The sequence below is a fragment of the Parajatrophihabitans canadensis genome (genome assembly GCF_053764775.1).
The window spans coordinates 1849126-1872022 of record NZ_CM132445.1; the positions used below are offsets into that span (position 1 = coordinate 1849126).

General features: G+C 62.4%; 27 protein-coding genes and 1 tRNA gene. 3 read left to right on the forward strand and 25 right to left on the reverse strand.

The annotated features are described in order from the left end of the window. Positions 1–101: 101 nt before the first annotated feature. From ACSMXN_RS09025 to ACSMXN_RS09035, 3 genes are all read right to left on the reverse strand, one after another. Positions 102–1727: an amino acid permease gene (locus ACSMXN_RS09025; RefSeq protein ID WP_022911530.1), complete on the reverse strand. Its 1626-nt coding sequence runs from the start codon at positions 1725–1727 to the stop codon at positions 102–104. Between the two features lie 11 nt (positions 1728–1738). Beyond that, on the reverse strand, positions 1739–2731 hold the full coding sequence (locus ACSMXN_RS09030) for a choline/ethanolamine kinase family protein (RefSeq protein ID WP_022911531.1): 993 nt from the start codon (positions 2729–2731) through the stop codon (positions 1739–1741). Positions 2732–2973: 242 nt separating this feature from the next. Beyond that, positions 2974–3747 (reverse strand): GntR family transcriptional regulator, encoded by a 774-nt coding sequence (locus ACSMXN_RS09035; RefSeq protein ID WP_022911532.1) that lies wholly within the window; start codon positions 3745–3747, stop codon positions 2974–2976. 163 nt (positions 3748–3910) lie between these two features. Between ACSMXN_RS09035 and ACSMXN_RS09040 the strand changes: the two genes are divergently transcribed. Then, positions 3911–5455 carry a Rieske 2Fe-2S domain-containing protein gene (locus tag ACSMXN_RS09040; protein ID WP_027138989.1) on the forward strand — a complete coding sequence of 515 codons (1545 nt, stop codon included), beginning with the start codon at positions 3911–3913 and terminating at the stop codon, positions 5453–5455. A 31-nt stretch (positions 5456–5486) separates the two neighbouring features. Here ACSMXN_RS09040 and ACSMXN_RS09045 read toward each other — a convergent pair whose 3' ends face one another. Together ACSMXN_RS09045 and ACSMXN_RS09050 are read right to left on the reverse strand one after the other, a co-directional pair. Continuing rightward, positions 5487–5909: a DnaJ family domain-containing protein gene (locus tag ACSMXN_RS09045; RefSeq protein WP_022911534.1), complete on the reverse strand. Its 423-nt coding sequence runs from the start codon at positions 5907–5909 to the stop codon at positions 5487–5489. Positions 5910–6043: 134 nt separating this feature from the next. Next, positions 6044–7408: a sensor domain-containing diguanylate cyclase gene (locus ACSMXN_RS09050; RefSeq protein WP_022911535.1), complete on the reverse strand. Its 1365-nt coding sequence runs from the start codon at positions 7406–7408 to the stop codon at positions 6044–6046. A 169-nt stretch (positions 7409–7577) separates the two neighbouring features. Between ACSMXN_RS09050 and ACSMXN_RS09055 the strand changes: the two genes are divergently transcribed. Beyond that, a complete protein-coding gene (locus tag ACSMXN_RS09055) occupies positions 7578–7700 on the forward strand; it encodes a hypothetical protein (protein ID WP_455407738.1) in 123 nt (40 codons plus the stop codon). Here the strand turns inward: ACSMXN_RS09055 and ACSMXN_RS09060 are convergent. The 15 genes from ACSMXN_RS09060 to bcp form a co-directional block, all read right to left on the reverse strand. Continuing rightward, complete coding sequence (locus tag ACSMXN_RS09060; protein WP_022911537.1) at positions 7697–7870, reverse strand: hypothetical protein; 174 nt, start codon at positions 7868–7870, stop codon at positions 7697–7699. The genes ACSMXN_RS09055 and ACSMXN_RS09060 overlap by 4 nt on opposite strands. A gap of 81 nt (positions 7871–7951) precedes the next feature. Then, a complete protein-coding gene (locus ACSMXN_RS09065) occupies positions 7952–8263 on the reverse strand; it encodes a YciI family protein (protein WP_022911538.1) in 312 nt (103 codons plus the stop codon). A 32-nt stretch (positions 8264–8295) separates the two neighbouring features. Then, complete coding sequence (locus tag ACSMXN_RS09070; RefSeq protein ID WP_022911539.1) at positions 8296–8724, reverse strand: nitroreductase family deazaflavin-dependent oxidoreductase; 429 nt, start codon at positions 8722–8724, stop codon at positions 8296–8298. A gap of 125 nt (positions 8725–8849) precedes the next feature. Then, positions 8850–11114, reverse strand: a complete 2265-nt coding sequence (locus tag ACSMXN_RS09075) for a GGDEF domain-containing phosphodiesterase (RefSeq protein ID WP_022911540.1) — start codon at positions 11112–11114, stop codon at positions 8850–8852. Positions 11115–11233: 119 nt separating this feature from the next. After that, positions 11234–11722 carry a GNAT family N-acetyltransferase gene (locus ACSMXN_RS09080; RefSeq protein ID WP_022911541.1) on the reverse strand — a complete coding sequence of 163 codons (489 nt, stop codon included), beginning with the start codon at positions 11720–11722 and terminating at the stop codon, positions 11234–11236. Positions 11723–11761: 39 nt separating this feature from the next. Beyond that, a complete protein-coding gene (locus tag ACSMXN_RS09085) occupies positions 11762–13198 on the reverse strand; it encodes a M1 family metallopeptidase (RefSeq protein ID WP_027138990.1) in 1437 nt (478 codons plus the stop codon). A 59-nt stretch (positions 13199–13257) separates the two neighbouring features. After that, entirely contained in the window at positions 13258–13761 is a 504-nt protein-coding gene (locus ACSMXN_RS09090; protein ID WP_022911543.1) for a hypothetical protein, read from the reverse strand. Beyond that, positions 13758–13982 (reverse strand): hypothetical protein, encoded by a 225-nt coding sequence (locus ACSMXN_RS09095; protein WP_022911544.1) that lies wholly within the window; start codon positions 13980–13982, stop codon positions 13758–13760. The genes ACSMXN_RS09090 and ACSMXN_RS09095 overlap by 4 nt, the downstream gene beginning before the upstream one ends. Next, positions 13979–14848 (reverse strand): 5-oxoprolinase subunit C family protein, encoded by an 870-nt coding sequence (locus ACSMXN_RS09100; protein ID WP_027138991.1) that lies wholly within the window; start codon positions 14846–14848, stop codon positions 13979–13981. The genes ACSMXN_RS09095 and ACSMXN_RS09100 overlap by 4 nt, the downstream gene beginning before the upstream one ends. A 13-nt stretch (positions 14849–14861) precedes the next feature. Then, positions 14862–15536 carry a 5-oxoprolinase subunit B family protein gene (locus tag ACSMXN_RS09105; RefSeq protein WP_022911546.1) on the reverse strand — a complete coding sequence of 225 codons (675 nt, stop codon included), beginning with the start codon at positions 15534–15536 and terminating at the stop codon, positions 14862–14864. After that, positions 15533–16288: a 5-oxoprolinase subunit PxpA gene (locus tag ACSMXN_RS09110; RefSeq protein WP_022911547.1), complete on the reverse strand. Its 756-nt coding sequence runs from the start codon at positions 16286–16288 to the stop codon at positions 15533–15535. The genes ACSMXN_RS09105 and ACSMXN_RS09110 overlap by 4 nt, the downstream gene beginning before the upstream one ends. A gap of 64 nt (positions 16289–16352) precedes the next feature. Continuing rightward, complete coding sequence (locus ACSMXN_RS09115; RefSeq protein ID WP_022911548.1) at positions 16353–17072, reverse strand: anti-sigma factor; 720 nt, start codon at positions 17070–17072, stop codon at positions 16353–16355. Continuing rightward, positions 17069–17686, reverse strand: coding sequence for an ECF RNA polymerase sigma factor SigK (sigK, locus tag ACSMXN_RS09120; protein ID WP_022911549.1), 618 nt, complete (start codon positions 17684–17686; stop codon positions 17069–17071). Before sigK ends, ACSMXN_RS09115 begins: the two co-directional genes overlap by 4 nt. 229 nt (positions 17687–17915) lie before the next feature. Beyond that, positions 17916–17988, reverse strand: a tRNA-Leu gene (locus ACSMXN_RS09125). Between the two features lie 150 nt (positions 17989–18138). Continuing rightward, entirely contained in the window at positions 18139–18609 is a 471-nt protein-coding gene (bcp, locus tag ACSMXN_RS09130) for a thioredoxin-dependent thiol peroxidase (protein ID WP_027138993.1), read from the reverse strand. A 120-nt stretch (positions 18610–18729) separates the two neighbouring features. On the opposite strand from bcp, the gene ACSMXN_RS09135 reads away from it, so the two are divergent. Beyond that, entirely contained in the window at positions 18730–18966 is a 237-nt protein-coding gene (locus ACSMXN_RS09135; protein ID WP_022911551.1) for a DUF3618 domain-containing protein, read from the forward strand. 3 nt (positions 18967–18969) lie between these two features. Here ACSMXN_RS09135 and ACSMXN_RS09140 read toward each other — a convergent pair whose 3' ends face one another. The 5 genes from ACSMXN_RS09140 to ACSMXN_RS09160 form a co-directional block, all read right to left on the reverse strand. Then, positions 18970–19578, reverse strand: a complete 609-nt coding sequence (locus ACSMXN_RS09140) for a PilZ domain-containing protein (RefSeq protein WP_022911552.1) — start codon at positions 19576–19578, stop codon at positions 18970–18972. A 3-nt stretch (positions 19579–19581) separates the two neighbouring features. Beyond that, entirely contained in the window at positions 19582–20010 is a 429-nt protein-coding gene (locus ACSMXN_RS09145) for a Fur family transcriptional regulator (RefSeq protein WP_022911553.1), read from the reverse strand. A 153-nt stretch (positions 20011–20163) separates the two neighbouring features. Further along, positions 20164–21003: a metal ABC transporter permease gene (locus tag ACSMXN_RS09150; protein WP_051148751.1), complete on the reverse strand. Its 840-nt coding sequence runs from the start codon at positions 21001–21003 to the stop codon at positions 20164–20166. Between the two features lie 32 nt (positions 21004–21035). Beyond that, positions 21036–21893, reverse strand: coding sequence for an ATP-binding cassette domain-containing protein (locus tag ACSMXN_RS09155; RefSeq protein ID WP_196811122.1), 858 nt, complete (start codon positions 21891–21893; stop codon positions 21036–21038). Then, positions 21883–22815, reverse strand: a complete 933-nt coding sequence (locus ACSMXN_RS09160) for a metal ABC transporter solute-binding protein, Zn/Mn family (protein WP_022911556.1) — start codon at positions 22813–22815, stop codon at positions 21883–21885. Before ACSMXN_RS09160 ends, ACSMXN_RS09155 begins: the two co-directional genes overlap by 11 nt. Positions 22816–22897 lie beyond the last annotated feature (82 nt).

Here is a 22897-nt window from a genome sequence, read left to right on the forward strand (position 1 = left end):
AGAGGACCGGCCCCCGCAAGTGCTTCGTTGCACTCTGGTCCTCTTCGCTACCCGACGTCCGTCGACGCCGCGCCACGTTTCAGCGCGCGTCGGCAGTGCGGTTACAGCGCGTCGGGTGCGGGGACGCCTTGGTGGCGCCGTTCGGCGGCTATCTCGTCCGCCGCCGTCACACCAACAGGTAGGTCCACCGTCGTCTTGGGCCCCTTGAACCAATTCTTGACCGACACATGCCAGGCGATCCACAGCAGCAGCAACGCCCCGAGGACGACAATCGGCGTGTAGTTCACATACTTCCAGGCGAAGCCGTCGGTGAACGGGACCCCGCCGATGGACGTTGGGAACAAGGCAACAATCGAGGACACCACGATCTCGATCACCGCGACCAGGCACATCCACTTGTACTTCGACCCGAGGGTCCAGTTACCCGGCACGAACGAGTCACCGGCCCGCCATCTCAAGAAGATGGGGATGGCGAAGGCTACGTACAGCCCGATGACGCCGATCGAGACGACGGCGAAGAACGCGACCGGAACCGGGGCTCCGTTGATATCGACTTTGACCAGTGCGGGCAGCGTCACGATGATGGCGATGATGGCCGAGACGATCACGCCGTAGACCGGAACGCGGTTGTGGTTCAACTTGGACCAGTACTGGCCCCCGGGCACTGCGCCGTCGCGGCTGAACGCATACAACATTCGCGTTGTCGAGGTCATACATGCGACGGTGCAAAAGAATTGGCCGGCCGCCGAGATCAGCAGAACCGTGCCTCCCCAATTGGAGGTCAGCGCTTGGGAGAAAATGACGGCGACGCCGCCACCGCCGGCGGTGACCTTGTCCTGATCCTGCACGGCGAACAGGAACGTCAGCAGCAGAATCCAGCCACCGATGGCCGAGTAGAAGATCGATTGCCAGATACCGCGCGCCGCGGAGTTGGCAGCGGATTTGGTCTCCTCCGAGAGGTGCGCAGACGCGTCGTATCCCGTGATGGTGTACTGCGTGAGGATCGCCGAAATAGGTAGCACCAAAAAGAGAAAACCGATGCCGTGGGTACTCGAGCCGAAGATGCCGGTGTTGTTGACGGTGTGGGTGAACACCATCGACATGCTTGCGTGGTGCTTGGGCACGAAGATCAGGATCAACACCACGGCGGCTGCTCCGGCGACGTGCCACCACACCGAGATGTTGTTCAAAATCGCGAGCAGGTGGGACGAGAAAATGTTGATCAACGCAGCCAGCGCAAGGATGCCAATGAAAATGTAGAAGACTCGATTGAGGCTGTAGTGCGAGGCGTACGAGGTCGAGAATGTCCCGATCGTCAAGTCGAGGAACGTTGCACACCCGTACGCGACAGAGGCGACGATTGCGAGCAGGCCGATCAGATTGAGCCAACCGGTGTAGTAGCCGGCCTTGGGGCCGCCAAGCTTCGAGGCCCACCAGTAGATGCCGCCCGAGGTCGGAAACGCTGACACCAATTCCGACATGCACAGGCCGATGATCAGGATGAACATGCTGACGATAGGCCATCCCCAGGCAATCGCGGCCGGTCCACCATTGTTCCAGCCCAGTCCGAAGCTGGTGAAACACCCAGCGAGGATTGAGATGATCGAAAACGAGATCGCGAAGTTCGAGAAGCCAGACCAAGACCGGTTCAGCTCCTGCTTGTAGCCGAGTTCGGCCAGGCGCTTTTCGTCTTCGCCTAGCTCGGCCAGATCGTTACCTTCAGGCACGTTGTTTCCCCTTAGCTGGTCGGGTTGTCTCGATCGGGCTGTTGTACCGCTCGCAATAACTGCTCAAGATCCGCGCCCTTGAAGGTCGCGACTGCACGTTCGTACTTCTCCATTCCCCAGTTCCAGAAATCGAAATCGAGGTCGCTCACGCCGTCCTGGATGGAGGCCCAGAGTGTCCAGCCGTATTGCGACATCAGAGCCCAGAGCTGGGCGCGGGCATATTTCGACGGTGACTGGTGTCCGAAATACAAACTCACCAATTCCGCCAACTGGCTATCGGCCAGATTGGATTCACTCGCGATGTTTCCTAGTTCGAAGGATGCCTCGTTGTTGCCTGCGTACTCGTAGTCGATCAGCCAGAGCTTGCTCCCGTCGTCGATGAAGTTTTCGGCGAGCAGATCGTTGTGGCATGGGACCGTGAGTTCGGGCTGAGCGGCGAGCGCCGTCTTGATCTCACGGAGAGTTGGCATGAAATCGAGGTAGCCAGCCGGCAGGCGGAAGCCGGACTCCTGCACGATCGACAGGTATCGCCGCTGGATCGCGAACATGTCGAAGTCGTTGACGAAGCGCGGCCCGCGGTGCAGCTGGCGACAGGCCGAGGCGATTCTCGGCAGATTGTTCGGGTCCCGAACGTCTGCGGCACACCAGGTGCGGCCAGTGACGAACGCGATCACCATGACGCCGAGGTCAGGCCGGTACTCGACGACCTCCGGAGCTACACCGGCGGTGGCGGCAGCGACCGAATTGCGGTATTCGGCGATTCGATCGATGGCGAGCAGACCGCTGTGCGGCGACGAGGTACGGGCAACGTAACAGCCGGCATCGGTCGTGATCTTGTAGTTCAAGTTGGTGAGGCCGCCGGGCAACGGCTCGATTTCGTTCGAGCCGGACGCGGAGCCGATCGTGGAGCCGATCGTGGAGCCGATCGTGGATGGCCGGGCTTGCCCATTTACCAAATCGCCCAGCAAGCGCAGCGCGCGCTCGTCCGGTGCAGCTGTCCTCACGCGGTATCCCTCACGTGAGCTCCTCGCTCGAGCGGACCTGGCAAACATCCGGTTCCGGGATGCTAAGCCCTACGGACACTTAAGGTCTAGATCGAATGTGCGATCGCGGTTACGCAATCGTTTCGGTTGCGCAACCGTGTCCAAGAATCCTGGTCAAACGCGGACATACAGCCGCGAGAACCGCAAGAAAAAGGGGCCGAGCCGCCCACCCACGAGGCCCGGATCGGCTGGTGACGGTGTCGCTAGCCGTTGCGCGCGGCCCAACCGCTGTGGACGCTGATCCGCACGCGGTCCGGCCGGAAGAGATCGCGGGCATATTCGACGGGCAGCCCGGAAGCTGTGGACGCGGTCCTTTCGACCAGCATCGCTGGTACGCCAGGAGTCAGCCCGAGGAGCCCCATATCGCCAGGAGAGGGGTTGACGGGTTCGAGGTATTCGGTTGCCGTGAGTGGCTCTTGGTTGTATTCAGTCGTCAGCAGGCGGTACAACGATCCGGTGAGATCGTGACGCAACAGGTCAGTGAAGACTGCGGCTGGAAAGTAGGACCGCTCCAGTGCAAGCGGCTGCCCGTCGGCGGACCGAACCCGAACGATCTCGTGGACCAGATCGTCGCGGGTGATTCCGAGAGCACGGGCGACCGCACGTGAGGCGGATTGGGTGAGAGCACTGACTACCTCTGCCCGCGCCTCGAGGTTCGCTCGGCGCAGCTGCTCGGTGAAGCCGGTGAGACCGGTCAGGTCGCATTCGATCTTCGGTTCGACCACGAAGGTTCCACCCGAGCGGCCCGGCACGCGGTCGATCACGCCACGTTGTTGCAGCCCGGCCAGCGCCTGTCTCAGAGTCATGCGGCTCACCCCGAACGCCGCTGCCATGTCCTGCTCCCGCGGTAGGCGGTCGCTCGGTGCGAGCTCGCCCTCGAAGATCATGTCCAGAAACCAGCGCTCGATGAGGCTGTGTGCGGGCGTCCCGGCTAGCCGCTCTACTGGCGCGATGCGTGTTAGTAGTTCGTCGGGCACGGGCCGCTCCTTTACGCGGAATCTTGGAGAATGTACCTGTCGGACCGGCTGCCACGATCGTCAGGCGCGAATTGCGTGCGAATGCGGGGCCACTCAGCGTGAACGGTTACCGTGGGACGGCAGCGAAGACTAGATGGCCAGCGACGATGTGGAGCAACGTTTTATGCGAGTTACCGGGCTGGGGCACGCCAGTGCGTTGATCGAGACCGAGTTCGGCTCGGTGCTGACCGATCCGTGGGTCAACCCCGCATACTTCGGCTCCTGGTTTCCGTTTCCAGACAATTCGGGATTGGACTGGGAGCGCATCGGCCAGGCTGACTACCTGTTCATCTCGCACCTGCATCGTGACCATTTCGATCCAGTTCACCTCGAGCGGTACGTGTCCAAAAAGGCGACTGTCCTGCTGCCGGCGTACGCGACGACCGAACTCGAAGATGAGCTACGCGATCTTGGCTTCACATCGTTCGTGAAGACGGTCAACGATGAGGTGCGCGACGTCGACGGTCTGCAGGTCATGATCCAATCGCTGACTGCGCCCACCGACGGGCCCGTCGGTGATTCGTCGCTGTGGCTGTCCGACGGCACCACCGTCCTGCTCAATCAGAACGACGCGCGGCCCTCGGACCTGACGTCGTTCGCCAAGCTGGGCCACGTCGACGTGCATCTCCTGCAGTTCTCTGGTGCCATCTGGTTTCCGATGGTCTATGACCTGCCAAAGCGCGCCAAGCAGGCGCTCGGCGCGACCAAACGTGAACGGCAGTTCGATCGAACCTTGCGCTACATCCGCGACGTAGAGGCCAGCTACGTCATGCCAACGGCTGGCCCACCTTGCTTTCTCGACGACGAACTATGGGGATTCAACGACATCTTCGACGATGAATCGAACATCTTCCCTGACCAGAAGGTCTTCCTGGATTGGCTCGAAGCCAGGGGGCGCACCAACGGGCGCCTATTACTGCCGGGCACGGTCGCCCATGTGACCGAGCAGGGTTGTCCGCTCGAGCATCCGATGACGTCCGAGGCCGTTGACAGACTCTTCGCGGACAAAACCAGCTATCTCATCGATATGAAGGCCCGCCGGCAACCTGAGGTCGAGAAGGCCAAGCAGACCTGGGCTCATCCAGAGATCGACGTCATGAAGGAAATCACGGAATGGTTCACCCCGCTGCTGGAAGAGGCCGACCACATGGCTGCGGGCATCAACGGCGGGGTGCGGTTCACGGCACGCGATCCCGAGCGTGGTGACATCGATTTCATTCTTGACTTCGTCGCCCGTGAGGTACGCGAGTACGCGGACGAGAAGGTCCGATATCAGTTCCAGACCAAGCGCGCCTATTTGGAACAGCTGATTTTCGATCACGAGATCGACTGGGTCAATTCGCTGTTCCTGTCCTGCCGGTTCACGGCCAGCCGGGTGGGGCCGTACAACGAGTACGTGTACACCTTCTTCAAATGCCTGTCCGAGGAGCGGCTCAATTACGCCGAGGGTTGGTATGCCGAGGCAGCCCACGACGACGAAACCATCGAGATGGGCGGTTACGCATTCCAGCGTCGGTGCCCGCATCTCAAGGCCGACCTGACCCGGTTCGGCAAGGTGGAGGACGGCGTGCTGACCTGTCAGATGCATGGCTGGAAATGGCGTCTGGACAACGGCCGGTGTATCACCTCAGTCGGCCGACCGCTGCGTACCGAGGGTAAGGTCTCTTGATCTTCGCTACCCGGCGATCAGGGCGGAATGATCAGGGCTCGTTGGCATTGTTGTGGGACTCGCGCCAGTCCTGAACGACCCGCTCGACATCGCGGGTCATCACCCGCATCGGCGGCCCTTCCTGCGGTCGGCGGTGAGCCTGCAAGATTCGTTCGTTCAGGTCAAGGACGACTGCTCGAACGGCCGCCTCGGACTTCTCCTTCGCCAGCCTTTCCGGCAGGTCTTCGACCTCCTTGGCCAGTGCTAGCGACGGCGGCAATATCGCGGCGATTGACAGGTTCTCGCGGCGGAGTTTGGCCGCGATCCAAGCCATATCGTCGTGTGGTTCCTTCAGGCTTGGAAGTGGCTTTCCCTTGCCAGGAAGATCATCGAATCCGCCTCGATTCTGGGCGTCACGGATCTGGTGCTCGACCCAGTCGCCCCACGACACGTTCGGCGGCTTGCGTTTAGTCATGCGCGTTCCCCTTGACGGCGTATTTCACCACCGTACCGATGTCCACGCGCACTGATGCCGACACCCAGCGGTCGAGTGTTACAACATCATCGTTCGCAAGCGATGCCCTAGCTGAAGCGCGGCATACTGCCTGACTACGCCGCAGTGGACTCCTTCACCGAGACCGCATGCCCGCCCTGCTGCTGAGACGGCTGCTCAGGCAGCGACGAGCCGAATGATGCCTCAGCGGTGCCCGCGCTGTCATGCACGACGACTCGGTTGCGGCCGTTGCGTTTCGCTTCGAACAGCGCAGCGTCGGCCCGGGCGAGCAGGGCATCCAGGTCATCCTCGAGTTTGGCCGGTACGACTCCGAAGCTGGCAGTGAAGACGGGCAATCCTGCCAGCTGAATGGCCGTCTGAAGCTCGGTCCGTACGCGGTCGAGCGCGCCGAGCGCCGACGCCATGTCGCAGTCAGGGAAGATGACAGCGAACTCTTCTCCACCGCGGCGTGAGAAGAGATCCTTCTCGCGTAAGACACTCCGCAGGGTTTCGGCAAAGACGCGTAGCGCCCGGTCGCCGGTCTCGTGGCCATAGGTATCGTTGATCTTCTTGAAATTGTCGAGATCAGCCATCGTGAAAACGGCTGGAGCATTGCGCGAACTGCTGCGCAGGCCGAGGAATCCGTTTTCGAAGGCGCGCCGGTTCAGCAGGCCGGTCAAGCCATCGGTCGAGGCCTGCATCTGGGTCTCGGCCATGATCCGCAGCATGCCCAGCCGGTGACCGGCCTGATTGGCGATCGACTGCAGATCCTCGATGGCACCGTCCTCCACGGTCGCCCCTAGTTCCTGCACGGAGTGGATGACTCCGACAGTGCGACCCATGACGGCAACCGGGATGCAGAGCGCCGAGCAACGCCCCTGGTCACGATCAGCGAGCTTGGGGCACGCGTTTACAGCGTCGCTATCGGGAAAGTGGTGCACGCGCGCCCGTCGTGCCGCAGGGCATTCCTGAGGCGAAGCCACTGTGCAGCCGGCCTTTGCCCCGTCCGGCGCGGTGAATGCGCGCAGCGTGAGATGGGCGTGGCTGTTGTCGGCCAGCAGAAGTTCAACCGGCTGATGGGGCAGGACCGTCGCAAAACTGCGCTCGATGACCCGAAGCGCTTCTTGCTCGCTGTCGGCCATTTCGAGGGCGTCGGACACCTTCGCCTCGAGATCGCGATGCCGCCCTTCCTCGTCAAGGCGAGACTGCCTTGCATCCGCGACGGCATCAGCGCTGCTGACCTGGTTGAAGACGAGGCGAAGCGCAATGATCACGACCGGCGCGGAAGCCAGTGCAACGATGCCTGCGGTCGCCAGATGCTGCAGGCTGTCGGAACCGGTGATCTTGCTGGCAAGCGAATCCGCAATGTAGGCAAGGCCTGCGACCGCCAAGAACGCACACAGAGCCGTCAGCCTGACCACGTAGAGGAACTTTGAACGGGCCTTTTCGAGTTCGACGTCGCTCGAGGATGGCACTGCCACTGAACTTCCTTCGCTCGGCCCCGTGCAGGTATTGCCTATTTATCGGCATCGCGTGCGGTGACTGAAGGCTGTCGCGGTACGAAGTGGGGCAACGTTCAGCTGAGGCTCACTCTAACAGAGATTTAACGTAACGCCCTTGATGATGATGCGCGTCGAACGGGGAGCAGCGATGATTATCGCTAGCGATGGCGACATCGGGCTCGGTCGGGTTGTCTTCGCATTGTCGAATGCCCAACTGAGCGAGCTCAAACCAGGTGGCGGCGTTGCGGCAGATCAGGCCGGTCGGATTTAGCTGGTGTGCGCAACGGCGTGGACGGCTCGCGCGGCGGTCAGCAGCACGAGGATCGCAAACCCAGCAGCGATCCACGGCGATGACGTCGCGGCGACCCAGAGGCCCTGCCACGCTGAATGCAAGGTCGAAAAAGTCGCGTCGGACGGACTCGCCGTCGGATGACTCGTCACGGAACTCGCCGATGAACTGGACACGTTATCCAGATCGACAGATCCGCAGTCAATCCAAGAGATTCCGCCTGCTCGCTGCGATCAGCCAGTTTGTGGCTCGGCAAGTGGCCCTTCGAGGAATACCGCAAATTCGTACAGCTCCGCTTGCTGAACACCCGAGGACACAGAAGGATCCTGCGTCATCAGGCGCCGTGCGGCAGCCTCGTCGGTCGTTTCGAGCACGACGAGACCGAACGGCCCGTCCAGACAACGGCCCGCGAAGCGCACCACTCCGCGGGCGTGCAGTTCCTCCAGATAGGCGCCGTGTCGCTGAAAGATCTCGTACTGCGCCGGCGTAGCCGAGGCGAGAAAGTCCCGGTCGAAGGACGGCCGCAGGACGTAGGTAAAACTCATGGTCGCGACTCAGCAGTACTAGTCGTCGAAGCTCAGCGACGGCGTAGGGCGAGTACTGGGATGGTACGAATGCCGGCGGCCTTCACTTCGTATTCGGCGAAGCCGGGGTACCGGCGCGCTTGCTCGGCGTAGATACGATCGCGGTCGGCTCCCGTGACTTCTTCCACGCTTACCGGGTAGGTCTCGGCGCCGACTTCGACCACACCTTCATCGGCTGCGACGAGGTTGTAATACCAGTCCGGATTCGTCGGCGCCCCGGCCTTGGATGCGAATATGTAGATGGTCTTCGGATCGGCCTCGTCCGCGAGATACATGGCGGGCGCGAGGAATTCCGTACCCGACTTGCGTCCGCGGTGGTGCAGGATGGTCACGGGCGCGCCCTCGAAATTGCCGCCAACCTTGCCGCCATTCGCTCGGAACTCCGCGATTATCTGCCCGTTCCAGTCGTTCGTGTCCGCCATCGCTATTCTCCTCAGCGTCTGCTCACGGCGATGTGCCGCAGCTGCAAGGGTATCGACTGAGTGGAACGTTGCGCAGCCGCCTCAACAGCCTTCGTTTGCTCACTGTCAGGGTCCGTTACCCGCGGCTAGGCGGTCGCGCTGAGAACGACTTCCTGGTTGGTAGGGGCGATCAGAGCGGCGAGTGACTGAGCAGGACTCTGCGGCCTGGCATAGAGGTAACCCTGGATCAGCAGGCTGTCATAGTCGGGGAGTGCGTTGAGCTGGCGGGTAGTTTCCACGCCTTCGACGATGCAGTTGATGCCGAGTTGTTCGGCCAGGCCCACCGTCGCGCGAACCAGGGTCATCGACGTCGGGTCGCACGGCAGCCGACTCGTGAATGAACGATCAATCTTGATGCACGTTATCGGAAGTTCGGCGAGGTAGCGCAACGAGGCGTAGCCGGTGCCGAAATCGTCTATTGCCAGGCCTATTCCGAGGTTGTTCAGTGCGCGCAGGTCGGCGAGGTTGTCCTCATTGGCGTCGAGCAGGACAGTCTCGGTGATCTCCAACGTGAGCGCACGTGGATCAAGACCGCTTTGGCTGAGCGCGTCGGTGATGCGCTCGAAGAAACCTGGTTTGGTGATGTCCTTGACGCTTCGATTGAGGTCGAGCATCAGGTCGGCGTGCTCAGGAGTGCGCCGCCAGGCGGCCGCCTGCATACAGGCCATATGGAGCACGCGCTCGTCCAATGCGGTGATGAGTCCGGTGTGCTCGGCGACATCGACGATCTGTGCGGTGTTCAAGAATGCGCCGTCGTCATCGCGGATACGCACCAGCGCCTCAACACCATGCAGCGCATTCGAACGGGGATCGACGATCGGCTGGTAGTAGACCTCCACCGTATCTTCGGCCAGAGCTCTGCGCAGGTGCCTTTCGATGTAGTCGCGGCCGGCGGTGTCCGGGCGCTGAAAGGGCTGAAAGAACGCATGACCGTTCGCCCCGCGCGATTTGACGTGGTACATGGCCGTGTCGGCGTCGCTCAGCAGGCTCTCGGCGGTCGCGTCATCGTCGGTGAGGCAGATTCCGATGCTGATAGACAGGGCGTGCTCGATTCCGCCTGCATGGATCGGCTTTGCGATGGCTGCGGCGATGCGGCGGGCCACCTTGTCGGCCAAGGGTCCGGGATCCTCGTCCTGCGGTATGTCGAGCACGACGGCAAATTCGTCGCCACCCATCCGTGCGACGGTATCCCCGGTGCGAGTGGCGTCCACCAGGCGTTGTGCTGCCTGGATCAACACATCGTCTCCGGTTCGATGTCCGTGGCCGTCGTTGATGCGCTTGAACCCGTCCAGGTCGCAGATCAGGACTGCGATATGTCCGCCACGCGACGCCCGGTCCAATGAATGCTCGAGACGGTCGCGGATCAATCGGCGATTGGGCAGTCCGGTGAGTTCATCGTGCAGGGCGGCATGTTCGAGGCGCTGTTCGACCTCCACGACGTCGGTCACATCGCGGGAGATGACCAGGATGAGGTTGACCTGGCCTTCGGCGTCGCGGGCAAAAGGCGTCAGCCGACGCGACAACCACCGGATCTCACCATCGCCATGGCTGACGCGGTGGCGCAGTTGGGTGACGTCGCCGTCGGGCAGTTTCTGAGCGGCAGCGAAGGCACTGTCGAGCAGTCGAACATCTTCTGCCGGGACGAGTCGGTTGAGCAGAGCGCCCCGCATGACGGTGGCCATCTCATCGGTGAATCCGATCAGCGGGCGGTCCGATTTGTTGGCGCGGGTAAGGGATCGGCTGCCTACGTCATAGACGTGGATAGCATCTGGGGTAGCGGTGATCACGGCTCGCTGGTAATTGTGGGCCTGGCTGAGCTCAGCGTGGGCTTGTCGTGCTCTGATCTCGGTTTGGACGAGCTCGGTGACATCGGTGACAGTGCCGGCCAAACTGGCGATGCGGCCATCGATTGCGTGCTCGGCAATACCCTTGGCATCGAACCAGCGCTGGACACCGTCAACTGCGCGGATCACCCGGTACCGCATGATCATTGGCTCGCCGGTGTCTCTGAGCAGCTGGGTTGCCTCAACGAGGGGAGCGCTGTCATCTGGATGCACGCACTCGTCAAGCGCTGCGTACTGCCCCGAGAAGGAGCTTCGATCCAGGCCGTACAACTCGAGCAATGCATCTGAGACAGTCAGCCGGCAGCTGGCGAGTTCATAGTGCCAGGAGCCGACTCTGCTGATGCGTTGCGCCTGGCGCAACTGGCGGCACTCCTCGTCTCGGCCTTCAGCGGTCGCGATCGAGTGGGCGTCAGCTAGGAAGTGAGTGTCGACCAGGAACAGTGAGGGTGTCCTCGTGGCAACGACGGTGTTGTTGGGGCGCGAGGTGGCGGGTGCATTCGTGGGCATGGGGTGACGCTCTTGCATACCCAGCCTCCTCGGCCTCGCGCGAACGGGTCGTTAAATCTCCTCAGCAGATTTATCGGCAGGTACGCGGCGAAACTGAAGTGCCCTCGTAGGGACGAGTTCTAACGCAGCTTTTGAAACATGATGTGCAAGCCAACCAGCCCGTGCTCGGGGTGGTCGAACGCCTCCGGAACGGTAGTCAGGATGTCGAAGCCAAGCGCCTGCCATAAATGCACCGCAGCGACGTTCGTCTCGACGACAGCGTTGAATTGAATGCTGTGGTAGTTGGCGGCCCGGGCCCACTCCAACACGTGGTCGGCCAGCGCCCGGCCTACGCCTCGGCCTTGATGATCAGGGCTGACCATGAAGCTGGCCGTCGCAACATGCGAGCCACGACCCGGACGGTTCGGCCCCATTTTGGCCGATCCGAGCACGTCATCGCCGTCGACGGCGACCACCGTGTGACCGGGCGGCTGCTCCATCCACCAGACTTCCGCTTCGGTCAGTGAGAGTCCGTCCGGAAAGGCATACGTCTGGCCCGCATGGACGATCGTCGAAAAGAAGGGATAGATGGCTGGCCAGTCGCTGTCGCTTGCCTCGCGGATGAGCACGATCTGAAATCCTAGCCAGCGTTGCAGATCACGAGGTGCTCAGCTCACGACTGGCTTACCGGGCTGGTCGAGCCAGGTCGCGAACAGGGCAGTCAGATCGCGATGGGCAACCTTGGCGGCATACGACCGGAAGTCTGCCACCGTGGCGTTGCCACCGCGGTGGATCGCAGCCCAGCCACTGAGGATCGAGAAGAAGGTGCGATCGCCGACCAGTTCTCGCAACGCCTGCAAAGTCCCAGCCCCTCGCTCGTAGATCGAGCTGTCAAAGATGTCGGCATTAGATCCTGGGTTCGACGGTGGGGGATCCCACACGTCGCTGTCGGCGGGCTCTGCCAGCAAGTCCTGAAGATGCTGGGCCCCGGTGGTGCCGCCGGTGTGTTCATCCCACAACCAGGACGAGAATTCGGCGAAACCCTCGTTCAGCCAGATGTCACGCCACCGACTCAAGGTGACGCTGTCGCCGAACCACTGGTGCGCAAGTTCGTGAGCCAACGTCAGTTCATCGGGTGCGGAGTCGAACACCGGCCGGGTGGCGGTCTCCAGGGCATAACCAACGTTCGGTGCATAGTCCACGATGGCTCCTGCGCTGCCAAACGGATACGGCCCGAATTTCGTCGCGAACCAGTCGACAATGGCGGGGAGCTTCGCCAACACCGGCGCGCTGGCTGCCGCCTGACTTGGGTCAACCGCGCTGAGCAGCGGGATTCCGGCTGGTGTTCGCCCGGTTGTGACGTCGAAGTGGCCGATCGAAGCGGTCACCAGATAGGTCGAGATCGGCTGCTGGATTGACCAGAGCGAGTGCGCCCACAGCGAGCGCGCCGAAGTCGAGCCGGACGGGCCCGGAGCAGTCCAGGTCGCGAGGCGGGTCCCGTTCGAAATCCCTGTCAAGCCGGCTGGAACCGCTATAGCTACGGTGAACGTTGCCTTGTCGGTGGGGGTGTCGTTCGCTGGAAACCAGGTTGGCGCGCCCTGCGGTTCGCTGGCGACGAACGCGCCGTCGTTGGTCGGTATGAACCCGTCGAGCGACCCGTCCGGATCGATCGCCGGCGTAGCCGGACCGGCGTAGCTGACCCCCACGATGAAGGGTTCGCCTCGACGCAGTGCCGAAGGTGGCGTGATGACGAGTTCCTGATTCAGAGCCGGCGGTTGACTGAAGGTCGCGCGCCGGCCGTTCACGAGAACGCGCGACACCCTCAGGTTGTCCCGAAGGTCAAGGTCGAACCTCGTCAGTCGCTGAGTCGTGCGTGCAGTGACGAGCGCGTTTCCGGTGAGTTGTTTCGTCGCTGGCTGATAAGTGATGTCGAGCGCGTAATGGCTAACCTCGTACCCGCCGTTGCCTTGCAACGGAAAGTACGGATCGCCGGCACCGGGTGCTCCGATAGTTGAGGCAGCCGGAGAGGCCACCGCCGGCGATACGAATCCACAGGTCAGCGCCAGCACGGCCGTTGTCACGATGACTATTTTCGACAATCTCATGCCGCGAAGCTTAGTGAGGAGCTGTGTGCAGATTGTGAACTTGTGATGTCGCGGTGGTGTTACGACTTCGGTTGCTGGCAGGCATCGTGGCCGTTGGAACAGAGGTAGTAGTTGATCTTCGGCTCGAACAAGGTGCGGGACTTGACCCGGTAAGTGATCTCGCCGGTTCCGCGTTCCAGGGTGATTACGTAAGGCACTGAGAGTTCCCAGCCACCGTCGTAGTCACCAAAAATGTCGTTGGCACCCGCCGAGTAGCCCTGGTTGAACGCGTCCTTGGCGACTTGCTGGGACGAAGCCGGAACCAGCTTGGTTGCTTGTAGGGCACGACCCTCCTGCCGCCCTTCTGCCTCACCGGCGCGCAGGCCGTCCAAATAGGCGGCGTTCAGAGCGGATTGACTATCGGCATTGGCACGTTGGGCATTAGCACGGTCGGCCTTGGCACGGTCGGCACTGCCACCGTTGGAGGCGGTGGATCGGCCCAAAAGCACCAACCCACCGCCGACCAGCACGGTTACAGTCACGACCGATATCAGCACGGCGAGCTTGCTCGCCCGAAGAATCATCGTTTGCGCTCGGCGATGTCGGGACGCATCGGAACGGGACCCGCCTCGCGCATTTGAGCCGGTAGGGCGCCCATCGTCTGCTCTGCTTCGGCTTCGTGGACATAGCGCACTGCGCTGAGCAACGCGCTGTCGGCCACGGTTCGAATTTCGACTTGGTAGTTCTGATTCATTGGTTCAGTCCCGTTCTGGAGCAGTTGGGTCAGATAGGTGACAGTCTTCAACCCTCGGTACGCTTCCGCTTCTCCTGAAAACGGATCACGTCACCTGGACGGCACTGCGCAAGCTGGTCGAGTTCAGCACGCGGGACGACGCCGAGCACGGGGTATCCGCCGGTTACGGGTGCATCCGGGCCGAGAACGATCGGCTGGCCATCGGGCGGTACCTGCACAGCGCCGGGCAGCGTAGCCTCCGAAGGCAGTTCTCCGGCCCTGGATCTGGTGAGTAGCACGCCACTGAGCCGGTATCCGATCCGATTGCTATCGGCCTGCATCGTCCATGGCGAACTCAATAAACGCTGCCATGCCTCAGCCGTGAACCAGTCCAGCCTCGGCCCCGGGAACACCAAAAGCCGTCGGGGCCCGGCATGCTCTGCTGCCGTAACCACAACAGGATCAGCGGCCGGATCGCCCGAGATCAGAGTCCCGATGGCTAGCGTGGTGCCGGCTTCTAGCACCTGCGGGCCAAGCCCGGAAAGCGTGTCGGTTGAACGGGAGCCCAGGACCTCCTCCGCGGCCAGGCCACCTCGCACTGCCAGGTAGGTTCGCAGCCCGGCTGCCGGCACGCCCAGGGTGACGACCGCCCCGGCTGGTAGGGAATGGGCCCGATTCCAGTCCATCGTGGGCGAGTCACGTATCGGACAGCGCGCTCCGGTTAGTGAAATCGTTGCTGCGGCCGTGAGCCTGAAACTGAAGCCGCCGAAGGTGATTTCGATCGTCGCCGCCCGATCATCGTTTCCGAGCAGCCGATTCGCCAGCCGATGGGACGCCAGATCCGCAGCGCCGGACCGCCCCACCCCGATGTCTGTGTAACCCACCCGACCGAGATCCTGCAACGTTGCATGCAGGCCCGGCTCGATGACGTTGATCATGAGCTCAGGATGTTCATCGGGCGACGAACCGCACACGAGTACCGGGGCTCAATAGAGCGGGTTGGGCACGCGCGGCATCGAAAAGGACCTGGTCGGTGTGGCCGAGCAGCAGCCAGCCACCCGGCGAGGGGCGTGGATACACGCCTGTGTATTCGCCTGCAACCGCGACCGATCCGGCTGGGACCGACGGGCGAGGCGTAGCGAGGCGGGGGAGCCGCAACTTAGGATCAAGGCCGGTCAGGTATGCGAATCCGGGGGAGAATCCGCAGAATTGGACGAGGTATTCAGGCTCGGTATGGCGCGCGATGACAGCCTCGATGGATTCCGCGAGTTCCGCTGCGACTGAGGTCAGGTCCGCACCGTCGTACTGAACCTCGAGCTGAACGACTGCTGCGGCCAGCGGTTCGGTTCCGGCACCGGTTGCTGCGAGCGCTTCCTCGATGAGCTCCTGAACCCAACTGCGCGTGGTACAGCGCGGATCGAATTCCACCAGCACAGTCCGGGCAGCTGGGACGACGGCCCTGACGGGCGAGCTTCTGGTTGGCGACACGGCCGCTGTGGACGCTGCTCTGTCTGGCGCGGTAGCGAGCCGTCGGAGGGCGTCTCGTAGTCCGATGACGTCGTGAGCTTGCTCGATCTCCACGAGAACGGCAGTCTCGCCATACGGCAGCAGCCGGCCGGCCGTCACGTGAAGGCCCCCAGTTCGATGCCGGCGTCGAGCAGGCTTTTGCGCACCGCCTGGGCGTTCTCGACTGCGCCGGCAGTATCGCCATGCAGACAGACGGATTCCGCGACGATACCGATGCTCGTACCGTCGATCGCGGTCAGAGTTCGGTCGCGAACGATCGATATCGCCCGTGCGGCAATTGCTTGAGAATCGTGCAGCACAGCATTGGCGATACTGCGTGGGGCGAGCGATCCGTCGGTGAGGTAGGCCCGATCTGCGAATGCCTCGGACACGGCACGGATACCGCGATCGTCGGCCAGAGTCGCCAGCATGCTGCCCGGCAACGTGAGTACCGGCAAGTTCGGATCGAATGCGCTGACGGCTTCGAGGACGGCTGCAGCTTGGGCGCCGTCGACAGCAACTGTGTTGTACAGGGCGCCGTGCGGCTTGACGTAGCCGACGCGGGCGCCGGCCGCGCGCGCGCAGGCTTCGAGTGCGCCGAGCTGGTAGAGGACGTCTGCCGCGAGCTCTGCCGGGGCGATGTCGATACGACGGCGCCCGAAACCGACCAGGTCGCGGTAGCCGACCTGAGCACCGATGACGACACCACGCGCGGCTGCCAACTCGCAGACCCGGCGCATGATCAGCGGGTCGCCGGCGTGGAAGCCACAAGCCACGTTGGCGCTCGTAATGATGTCCAGGAGAGCCTCGTCGTCGCCGAGCGTCCAGCGTCCGAAGCCTTCACCGAGGTCTGCGTTCAGATCAACCTGCACGATCTCACGCTATAGGTGCAGCGGTCAGGGCGCGATCAGGTATGGCCCGTCACAGGTCCAACCGTCACAGAGTCATCGTGGCTATGACCTTGGTCGGTTGCGGCGAACCGCCAGCCGGCTCGAGCGAGATGCCCATCTTCGACGTGCTCGCCAGATCTCCAGAAGCAACCGTCCTCACGTCTCCATTCGCATCCGGGACGAACGTGCCTGCCGAGATGTATTTGCCGTCCGAGACCATCCACAGCTGGTAGGTCTTGTCCGCACCGGGAGCCGGAATCGCATGTCCAACCAGCACGAGGCGACCTTGCGCCTTGGAGAAGACCAGGGTGGCGCGCCCATTGCCGACCGGTCCGCTGACCGTGGTCGCATCGTTCGCGCTCAGCACCTGATCGACGATGCTCACCGAGGCCGTGTTGCGAGTGTGCGCATCCCGGTGCTGCTGGTAGCCCCAGCCTGCCGCGACAAGGGCGATCAAGGCACACGCAGCAGCTACGACCTGCCACACCGACCGGCTGGTCTTGGCTCGCCGTAGCGCGATGACGTTGTCGGTCACCGGCGGCAGCGGCCGGACGCGGCCGATGGCTGCGAGGACGTCTGCGCGCAACGCCGGCGGCGGTGTCGTCTCAGTGATATGGCTGAGCTCCGCAGCAGCGCTTTGCAGACTCTCCACCTCAATAGCGCAGTCGGGGCAATCTGCCAGATGCTCCTCGAATACCGAACGCTCATCGTTATCTAGTGCGTCGAGGGCGTAAGCGCCGGCCAGCGCATGCAGTTCTGGACTCATGACGTCACCCCCAATGCATCTCGCAGCCGAATCAGGCCGTCCCGGATCCGTGTCTTGACCGTGCCGAGCGGAATGTGCAGCAGCTCAGCGACCTCGCTGTGGGTGTAGCCACCGAAGTAGGCCAAGCTGACGGCCTCGCGCTGAGCGTCGGTCAGGTCGTCCATGACTTTGCGAACCCGTTGCGATTCGAGGCTCGTCTGCACCTGCTCGCTCACGCTGTCATAGGGGCGTTCGGTGCTCAACACGGCGTAGCGGTTGTCTCGAACGACGGAGGATTGCGCCGAACGCACCCGATCGACAGCCCGGCGGTGCGCGATCATCAACAGCCACGGCATAACGGCCGATCGGCTTGCATCAAAGCGTGCGGATTGGCGCCAAACTTCGAGATAAACGTCTTGGGTGACCTCGGCAGCTTGCGCCGCATCTCGGACGACGCGGACCACCATTCCGTAGACGCGGGGCGAGGTCTTGTCATACAGCGACGCGAAGGCTTGTTCTTCGCCACGAGATGCGGCGGCGAGCAAGCCAGCCAACTCGTCGGTGGGCTCCGCACGGGCAGCATCGACGGAGTGCACCCCGATCGACGTCACCTTCTCGGATCGCACCCGACTCATATTAGTGAGATCCGGGCGTGAGCCTCGACAGTCGAACGAGCCTCGACCGCCCAAACAGCGGTATACCGGCGAGTCGTCAGGGCGACCTCAGCTGATACCAGTCGTGGCGAGGCTGCGCCGAAATTGGGTGACATGAGAGCGATTCGGAGCGGCGCCCGCTTTGGATGTTGGCCGGGATGTGCCGGGCCGGCCGGTCTACCTCCTCGACCGGCCGGGCCCCTTTGATTCGTAGGGCCGGGGGGAGTCGAACCCCCACTGTCACGGACCTAAACCGTGCGCCTCTGCCTTTGGGCTACGGCCCCGTTACCCGGATCACCCTATGCCGAGCACCATAGTTTGGCCTCATCAGCCCGATCAGTCCAAGCCGATCAGTCCAAGCCGATCAATCCAGGCCGATCAATCCAGGCCGATCAATCCAGGCCGATCAATCCAGGCCGATCAATCCAGGCCGATCAATCCAAGCCCAGATCCCGGCGCAGTTTCGCAACGTGGCCGGTTGCCTTGACCGCGTACTGCGCAAGCTCGATCTTGCCAGCAGCGTCGATGACGAAGGTTGACCGAATCACGCCGACTACCGTCTTTCCGTACAACTTCTTTTCGCCGTAGGCACCGTAGGCCTCGAGGACGGTCTTTTGCTCATCGGACAGCAGCGGAAACGTGAGGCCCTCGTTGTCCCGAAACTTGGTCAGTTTGGCTGGCTTGTCTGGTGACACGCCCAGAACGGCGAAGCCTTCTGACTTGAGGTGATCGAGACTGTCCCTGAAGTCGCAGGCTTGCTTGGTGCAGCCCGGCGTGGAGGCGGCCGGGTAGAAGTACACGATGACGCGCTGGCCCCGGAAATCGGCCAGCGATACCGGATTGCCGTCTGCATCGGGGAGGGTGAACGTGGGCGCGGAGTCGCCGGGTGATAGCCGTGAGGTCATGGCAGCCACCGTATCGCCTCCCAGAATCGCTGGTGCGGCCCTGGTCGGGTTCACCGACTCGCTACTCTGGTCGTCACCCGAGATTGACGGGTCTGACAAACGTGACCGAAAGGGGTCGTAGTGGCAGTCGAACGCAGCGCGGACGAAATCCGGGCCGAGATCGAGCAGGCCCGGGACCAACTGGCCATCTCGGTCGATCAGCTTGCCGAGCGGCTTGCACCGTCGCGTTTTGTCGACGATGCGACGAACTCGATCAAGGAGAAGCTGACCTCTCCCGCCGGTAAGGCCGTGATCGGTGGTGCAGCCTTGCTGTTGACGCTGCTCGTCGTGCGTAACCTTCGACGCAGCCGCCGATGACCGTCAGGCTTGTGATCGCTCGATGAGATCCCGCAGCTGATCCACCTGCGGCACCGGCCGATCGAAAATCACGACCAATTCCAGCCGGTGGGCGTCGTGCGTTGCCTGGCGCCCGTACAGAACCTTGCCCGAAAGCCGGAAGAGCCCGGCTTCGAGCGCAAGTGTGATGTCGACGTCGGTCGCGGGCTGGCCGAGCGAGCGGTAGCCGTCCTCGACTGTGCATCTCATGCCGGCCTCGCTGAGGTCCAGCAGGAAGCCAGTTGCGACGGCGGCGGCTTGGCTTCCGACGGGCCGTAGTCCCACGGTTCCCGATACCGGCGCTCGCGGAAACTGTCGACGTTGCTCGAGCCACGCTTCGCCGTCGATGTCAGCAACCCAGTGCGAGGGTCGTTCGGAATCGTGCTCAACGAGAACGACCGGTAAGCAGACAAGCCCAGCCGCCTCTGGCCAGGTCACGAGAATTCGATCATTGCACTGCAAACCAGCGCCCATGCCGTCGGCCATTTCGAGCGCCAGGCGGTCGTCGCTGAGTTCGCTGGCCCGACATTCGTGCGAGCCGCCGGACTGATCTCGCAACACCACTTCGGCACCGGTCTCGGGCCGCCTTCTCACGGGCTAGTTCTTTGCGTCGGCAGCGGTGCAGCCCGCGCAGACGCCTAACAACTCGATCGTGTGCCCAACATCGGTGAACCCGTGTTGCTCGGCCATCTGCGCTGCCCATTTTTCGACGCCGCGGCCTTCGATCTCTTCCGTCCGGCCGCAGACCCGACAGACGAGATGATGATGATGGTGGGCGCTCTGGCCGCACAGGCGGTAAAGCGCCTCGCCCTCCTGGGTCTGGAGTGTGTCTGCTTCGCCGTCGTCCGCAAGTGACTGCAGGTGGCGGTACACGGTTGAAAGTCCGATGACCTCACCCTTGGCTCGAAGCTCGGAGAACACCGATTGCGCGCTGCGGAATCCCTCTCCGGCCGCCAGCTGATCGCGAACGAGGCCACCTTGCCGCGTGCTTCGCTGGCGGCGTTTGCCGCCTAGAGCTGTGGTCATAACGGTTCCTAAGGGCTGTGGCTGGTGGTCGTTCGTGACCATGAATGTGCGTGATAATCATTACCACAATACTGCTGGTCGTCCCATCGCTTCGGTCTCAGCGCCCTAGCTCTCAGGCATCGCTCACCTGTTACCTCAGACAGCCGAGCCACCTCAGACAGCCGAGCGGGTCCGATCCCGTACGACACCGACGATCCGGCATGTCACGTAAAAGGCGAACGAGATTGTCGTGATGTACGGGCTGATCGGCAGCGAGCTTCCCAGCGCGAGCAAGATTCCGCCGACGACCGAGACGGTCGCGAACGCGACGCTGAGCACGGTGGTGAGCCACGGTGAGGCGGTCACACGCATCGCCGCGGCGGCAGGTGTGCAGACGATGCTGAGCACCAGCAACGCGCCGACGATCTGGACGGACATCGCGACGGTGAGTCCGAGAATCAGCATGAAGGCAGGCGCGAGAAGCCGTACCGGTACGCCGCGGGCCGCCGCGACGTCAGGGTCGAGGCTTGCGAAGGTGAGTGGGCGCCAGAGAATCACAAGGCTGATCAGCACCACTATCGAGATACCGATGAGCCATGACAGTTGCGGTGTGTCCACCGCGACGATCTGGCCGGTGAGCAGTCCGAACTTGTTGGCAGCTCGTCCCTTGTAGAGCGCTAGGAACAGCACGCCCAGGCCAAGTCCGAACGGCATCAACACGCCGATGATGGAGTTGCGATCGCGAGCCTTGATCCCGAGCGCACCGATAGCAACAGCGGCGATTATCGATCCGGCCAACGACCCGATGACGACGTTCACGCCGATGAGCAGGGCGCCGGCTGCTCCGGCGAAGGACAACTCGCTGATTCCGTGGACTGCGAACGGCAGATCACGCCGCATGACGAACACGCTGATGAACCCACACACGACGCCCAGCACGGCGCCGGCGATGATCGAATTGTGGACGAGAGCGAGCAGCTGCCCGTAGTCGGTGAAGTTGAAGATCTGTTGCATGATGCTCGGATCAGCAGCTGCCAGCGTGCTCGTCACGCTTCGTCCTCGTCGTCAGCTTCTTCGTGTTCATGTTCGTGGTCCGGAACATCGGGAACGCCTGCGACGATGATCCGCGAGCCGGTGCGGATGACCTCGATATTCGAGCCGTACAGAGCCGACAGACTGGCCGAGGTCATCACCTCATCGACGGTGCCGATCCGGAATCTTCCTTCTGCGAGATAAAGAACCCGATCGACGTACGGCAGAATCGGATTGATCTCGTGCGTTACGAACAGTACGGCGGTGTCGTGCGATCGGCGCCGGCCATCGATCAGGCCGACTACCGCGCGCTGGTGATTCAGATCCAGCGACAGCAGCGGCTCATCGCATAACAGCAGTTGCGGATCTGTCGCCAGTGCCTGGGCAATCCGGATCCGCTGCTGTTCACCGCCGGAAAGCAGATGAACCGGAACCGACGACAAATGCTCTGCGCCCACCGAGGCCAGGATCCGTTCGACACGCTTGTTACGGCCTGGGTTGAACCAACCCGGTCCCCAACGCTGGCCGTCTATTCCCAGCCGCACGAGGTCGCGTGCACGAATTGGGGTTGCGGCTGCGAGCCGGCGTTCCTGTGGGACGTATCCGATCAGATCGCTGCCCCGCTGTGGAGGCTTGCCAACGATGGACATCGTCCCCGACGTCAAGTGCTGAAGACCGAGGATCGTTTTGATGAGACTGGTCTTTCCTGACCCGTTGGCGCCGAGGACCGCCACGAACTCGCCGGCTCGGATCTTCAGATCCAGGTCGGCCCAGAGCGTTCGCTCGCCGAATGAGAGCGAGCCCGCGCGCAGTTCTAGGACGCTCTTATCGTTCGAGCCTGAGCCCGTGGCCACGGGCGTGTTACTGGTCAAGAGCGCTCCGAACCGAATTCAGATTGTCGCTCATCCAGCTCACGTAGTTCTTGCCGGCCGGGAGCGTTTCAGTGACCGGCACAACCGGGATGTGATTCGCCTTCGCAGCGGCCAGTGCTCGTTCGGTTGTAGCGCCCGAGGTTTGTTCGTTGTAGGCAAGCAGCTTCACCTGCTTGTCGTCGAACAATGCAAGTGTCTCTGATAGAACCCGCGGCGAGACGTCCGATTCCTCTTCGACGGCCTTGCTGAAATCAGCAGGGGTCTTGTTGACCAGACCGCAGGCTTGGAGAAGATACAGCGGTACCGGTTCGGTTATCGCGACGCCGGCTCCGGCGTTGCTGGCCTTGATAGTGGCCTCGGTGGCTTCAAGGGCTTTCAGATCGCTGCTGAACGTCCGGGCGTTCGCGGTGAAGGTGCTGGCGTCAGCAGGGTCTGCGTTCGCCAGCGCCGTGACGAGCTGGGCGGCAAATTTTTCTATCGTGGGAAAGTCGTACCAGACATGCTCGTTCAGGTCGTTCTCGTTGCCCGTCGCCTTGCCTGAGATGTCGACGACGTTGAGTACCTTCGCCGACTTGTTGCCTGCCGTCTTGAGCAGCGCATCCATGAAGTCGTCGTAGCCGCCGCCGTTCTCGATGACGATCTTCGCCTTCGAAAGCGCAAGCTGATTCTGCGTGTTTGCCTCGTAACTATGAGGATCAGCGTCCGAACTATCGATAATCGATGTGATCTTGACCTTGTCGCCCGCGATCTCGGAAACGATGTCGCCGTAAACATCGGTTGATGCGACGACCGAAATTCTGGCGGAAGAGCCTGCAGTCGCATCATCTGAGCTGCCGGACGAGGCGCACCCGGAGACAAGCAGAGACCCGAGCGCAGTACCGAGGACGGCTGCCGCGACCCAGCGACTTCTGACTGAGATCACGGTCTGTGCGGCTACCTTCTGAGGCTTGATCTAATGAAACTCATACCGAATATGATGTTCATTAGACTCTAGCAGGTACTGC

Excerpts from the sequence above, each read along its gene's own strand:
- ACSMXN_RS09115 (WP_022911548.1), bottom strand. The coding sequence starts at position 17,072 with ATGAGTCCAGAACTGCATGCGCTGGCCGGCGCTTACGCCCTCGACGCA.
- bcp (WP_027138993.1), bottom strand. The coding sequence starts at position 18,609 with ATGACCTCACGGCTATCACCCGGCGACTCCGCGCCCACGTTCACCCTC.
- ACSMXN_RS09150 (WP_051148751.1), bottom strand. The coding sequence starts at position 21,003 with ATGCAACAGATCTTCAACTTCACCGACTACGGGCAGCTGCTCGCTCTC.
- ACSMXN_RS09100 (WP_027138991.1), bottom strand. The coding sequence starts at position 14,848 with ATGATCAACGTCATCGAGCCGGGCCTGCATGCAACGTTGCAGGATCTC.
- ACSMXN_RS09145 (WP_022911553.1), bottom strand. The coding sequence starts at position 20,010 with ATGACCACAGCTCTAGGCGGCAAACGCCGCCAGCGAAGCACGCGGCAA.
- ACSMXN_RS09070 (WP_022911539.1), bottom strand. The coding sequence starts at position 8,724 with ATGGCGGACACGAACGACTGGAACGGGCAGATAATCGCGGAGTTCCGA.
- ACSMXN_RS09055 (WP_455407738.1), top strand. The coding sequence starts at position 7,578 with ATGATTATCGCTAGCGATGGCGACATCGGGCTCGGTCGGGTTGTCTTC.
- sigK (WP_022911549.1), bottom strand. The coding sequence starts at position 17,686 with ATGAGTCGGGTGCGATCCGAGAAGGTGACGTCGATCGGGGTGCACTCC.
- ACSMXN_RS09065 (WP_022911538.1), bottom strand. The coding sequence starts at position 8,263 with ATGAGTTTTACCTACGTCCTGCGGCCGTCCTTCGACCGGGACTTTCTC.
- ACSMXN_RS09090 (WP_022911543.1), bottom strand. The coding sequence starts at position 13,761 with ATGATTCTTCGGGCGAGCAAGCTCGCCGTGCTGATATCGGTCGTGACT.
- ACSMXN_RS09075 (WP_022911540.1), bottom strand. The coding sequence starts at position 11,114 with ATGCCCACGAATGCACCCGCCACCTCGCGCCCCAACAACACCGTCGTT.
- ACSMXN_RS09085 (WP_027138990.1), bottom strand. The coding sequence starts at position 13,198 with ATGAGATTGTCGAAAATAGTCATCGTGACAACGGCCGTGCTGGCGCTG.
- ACSMXN_RS09040 (WP_027138989.1), top strand. The coding sequence starts at position 3,911 with ATGCGAGTTACCGGGCTGGGGCACGCCAGTGCGTTGATCGAGACCGAG.
- ACSMXN_RS09045 (WP_022911534.1), bottom strand. The coding sequence starts at position 5,909 with ATGACTAAACGCAAGCCGCCGAACGTGTCGTGGGGCGACTGGGTCGAG.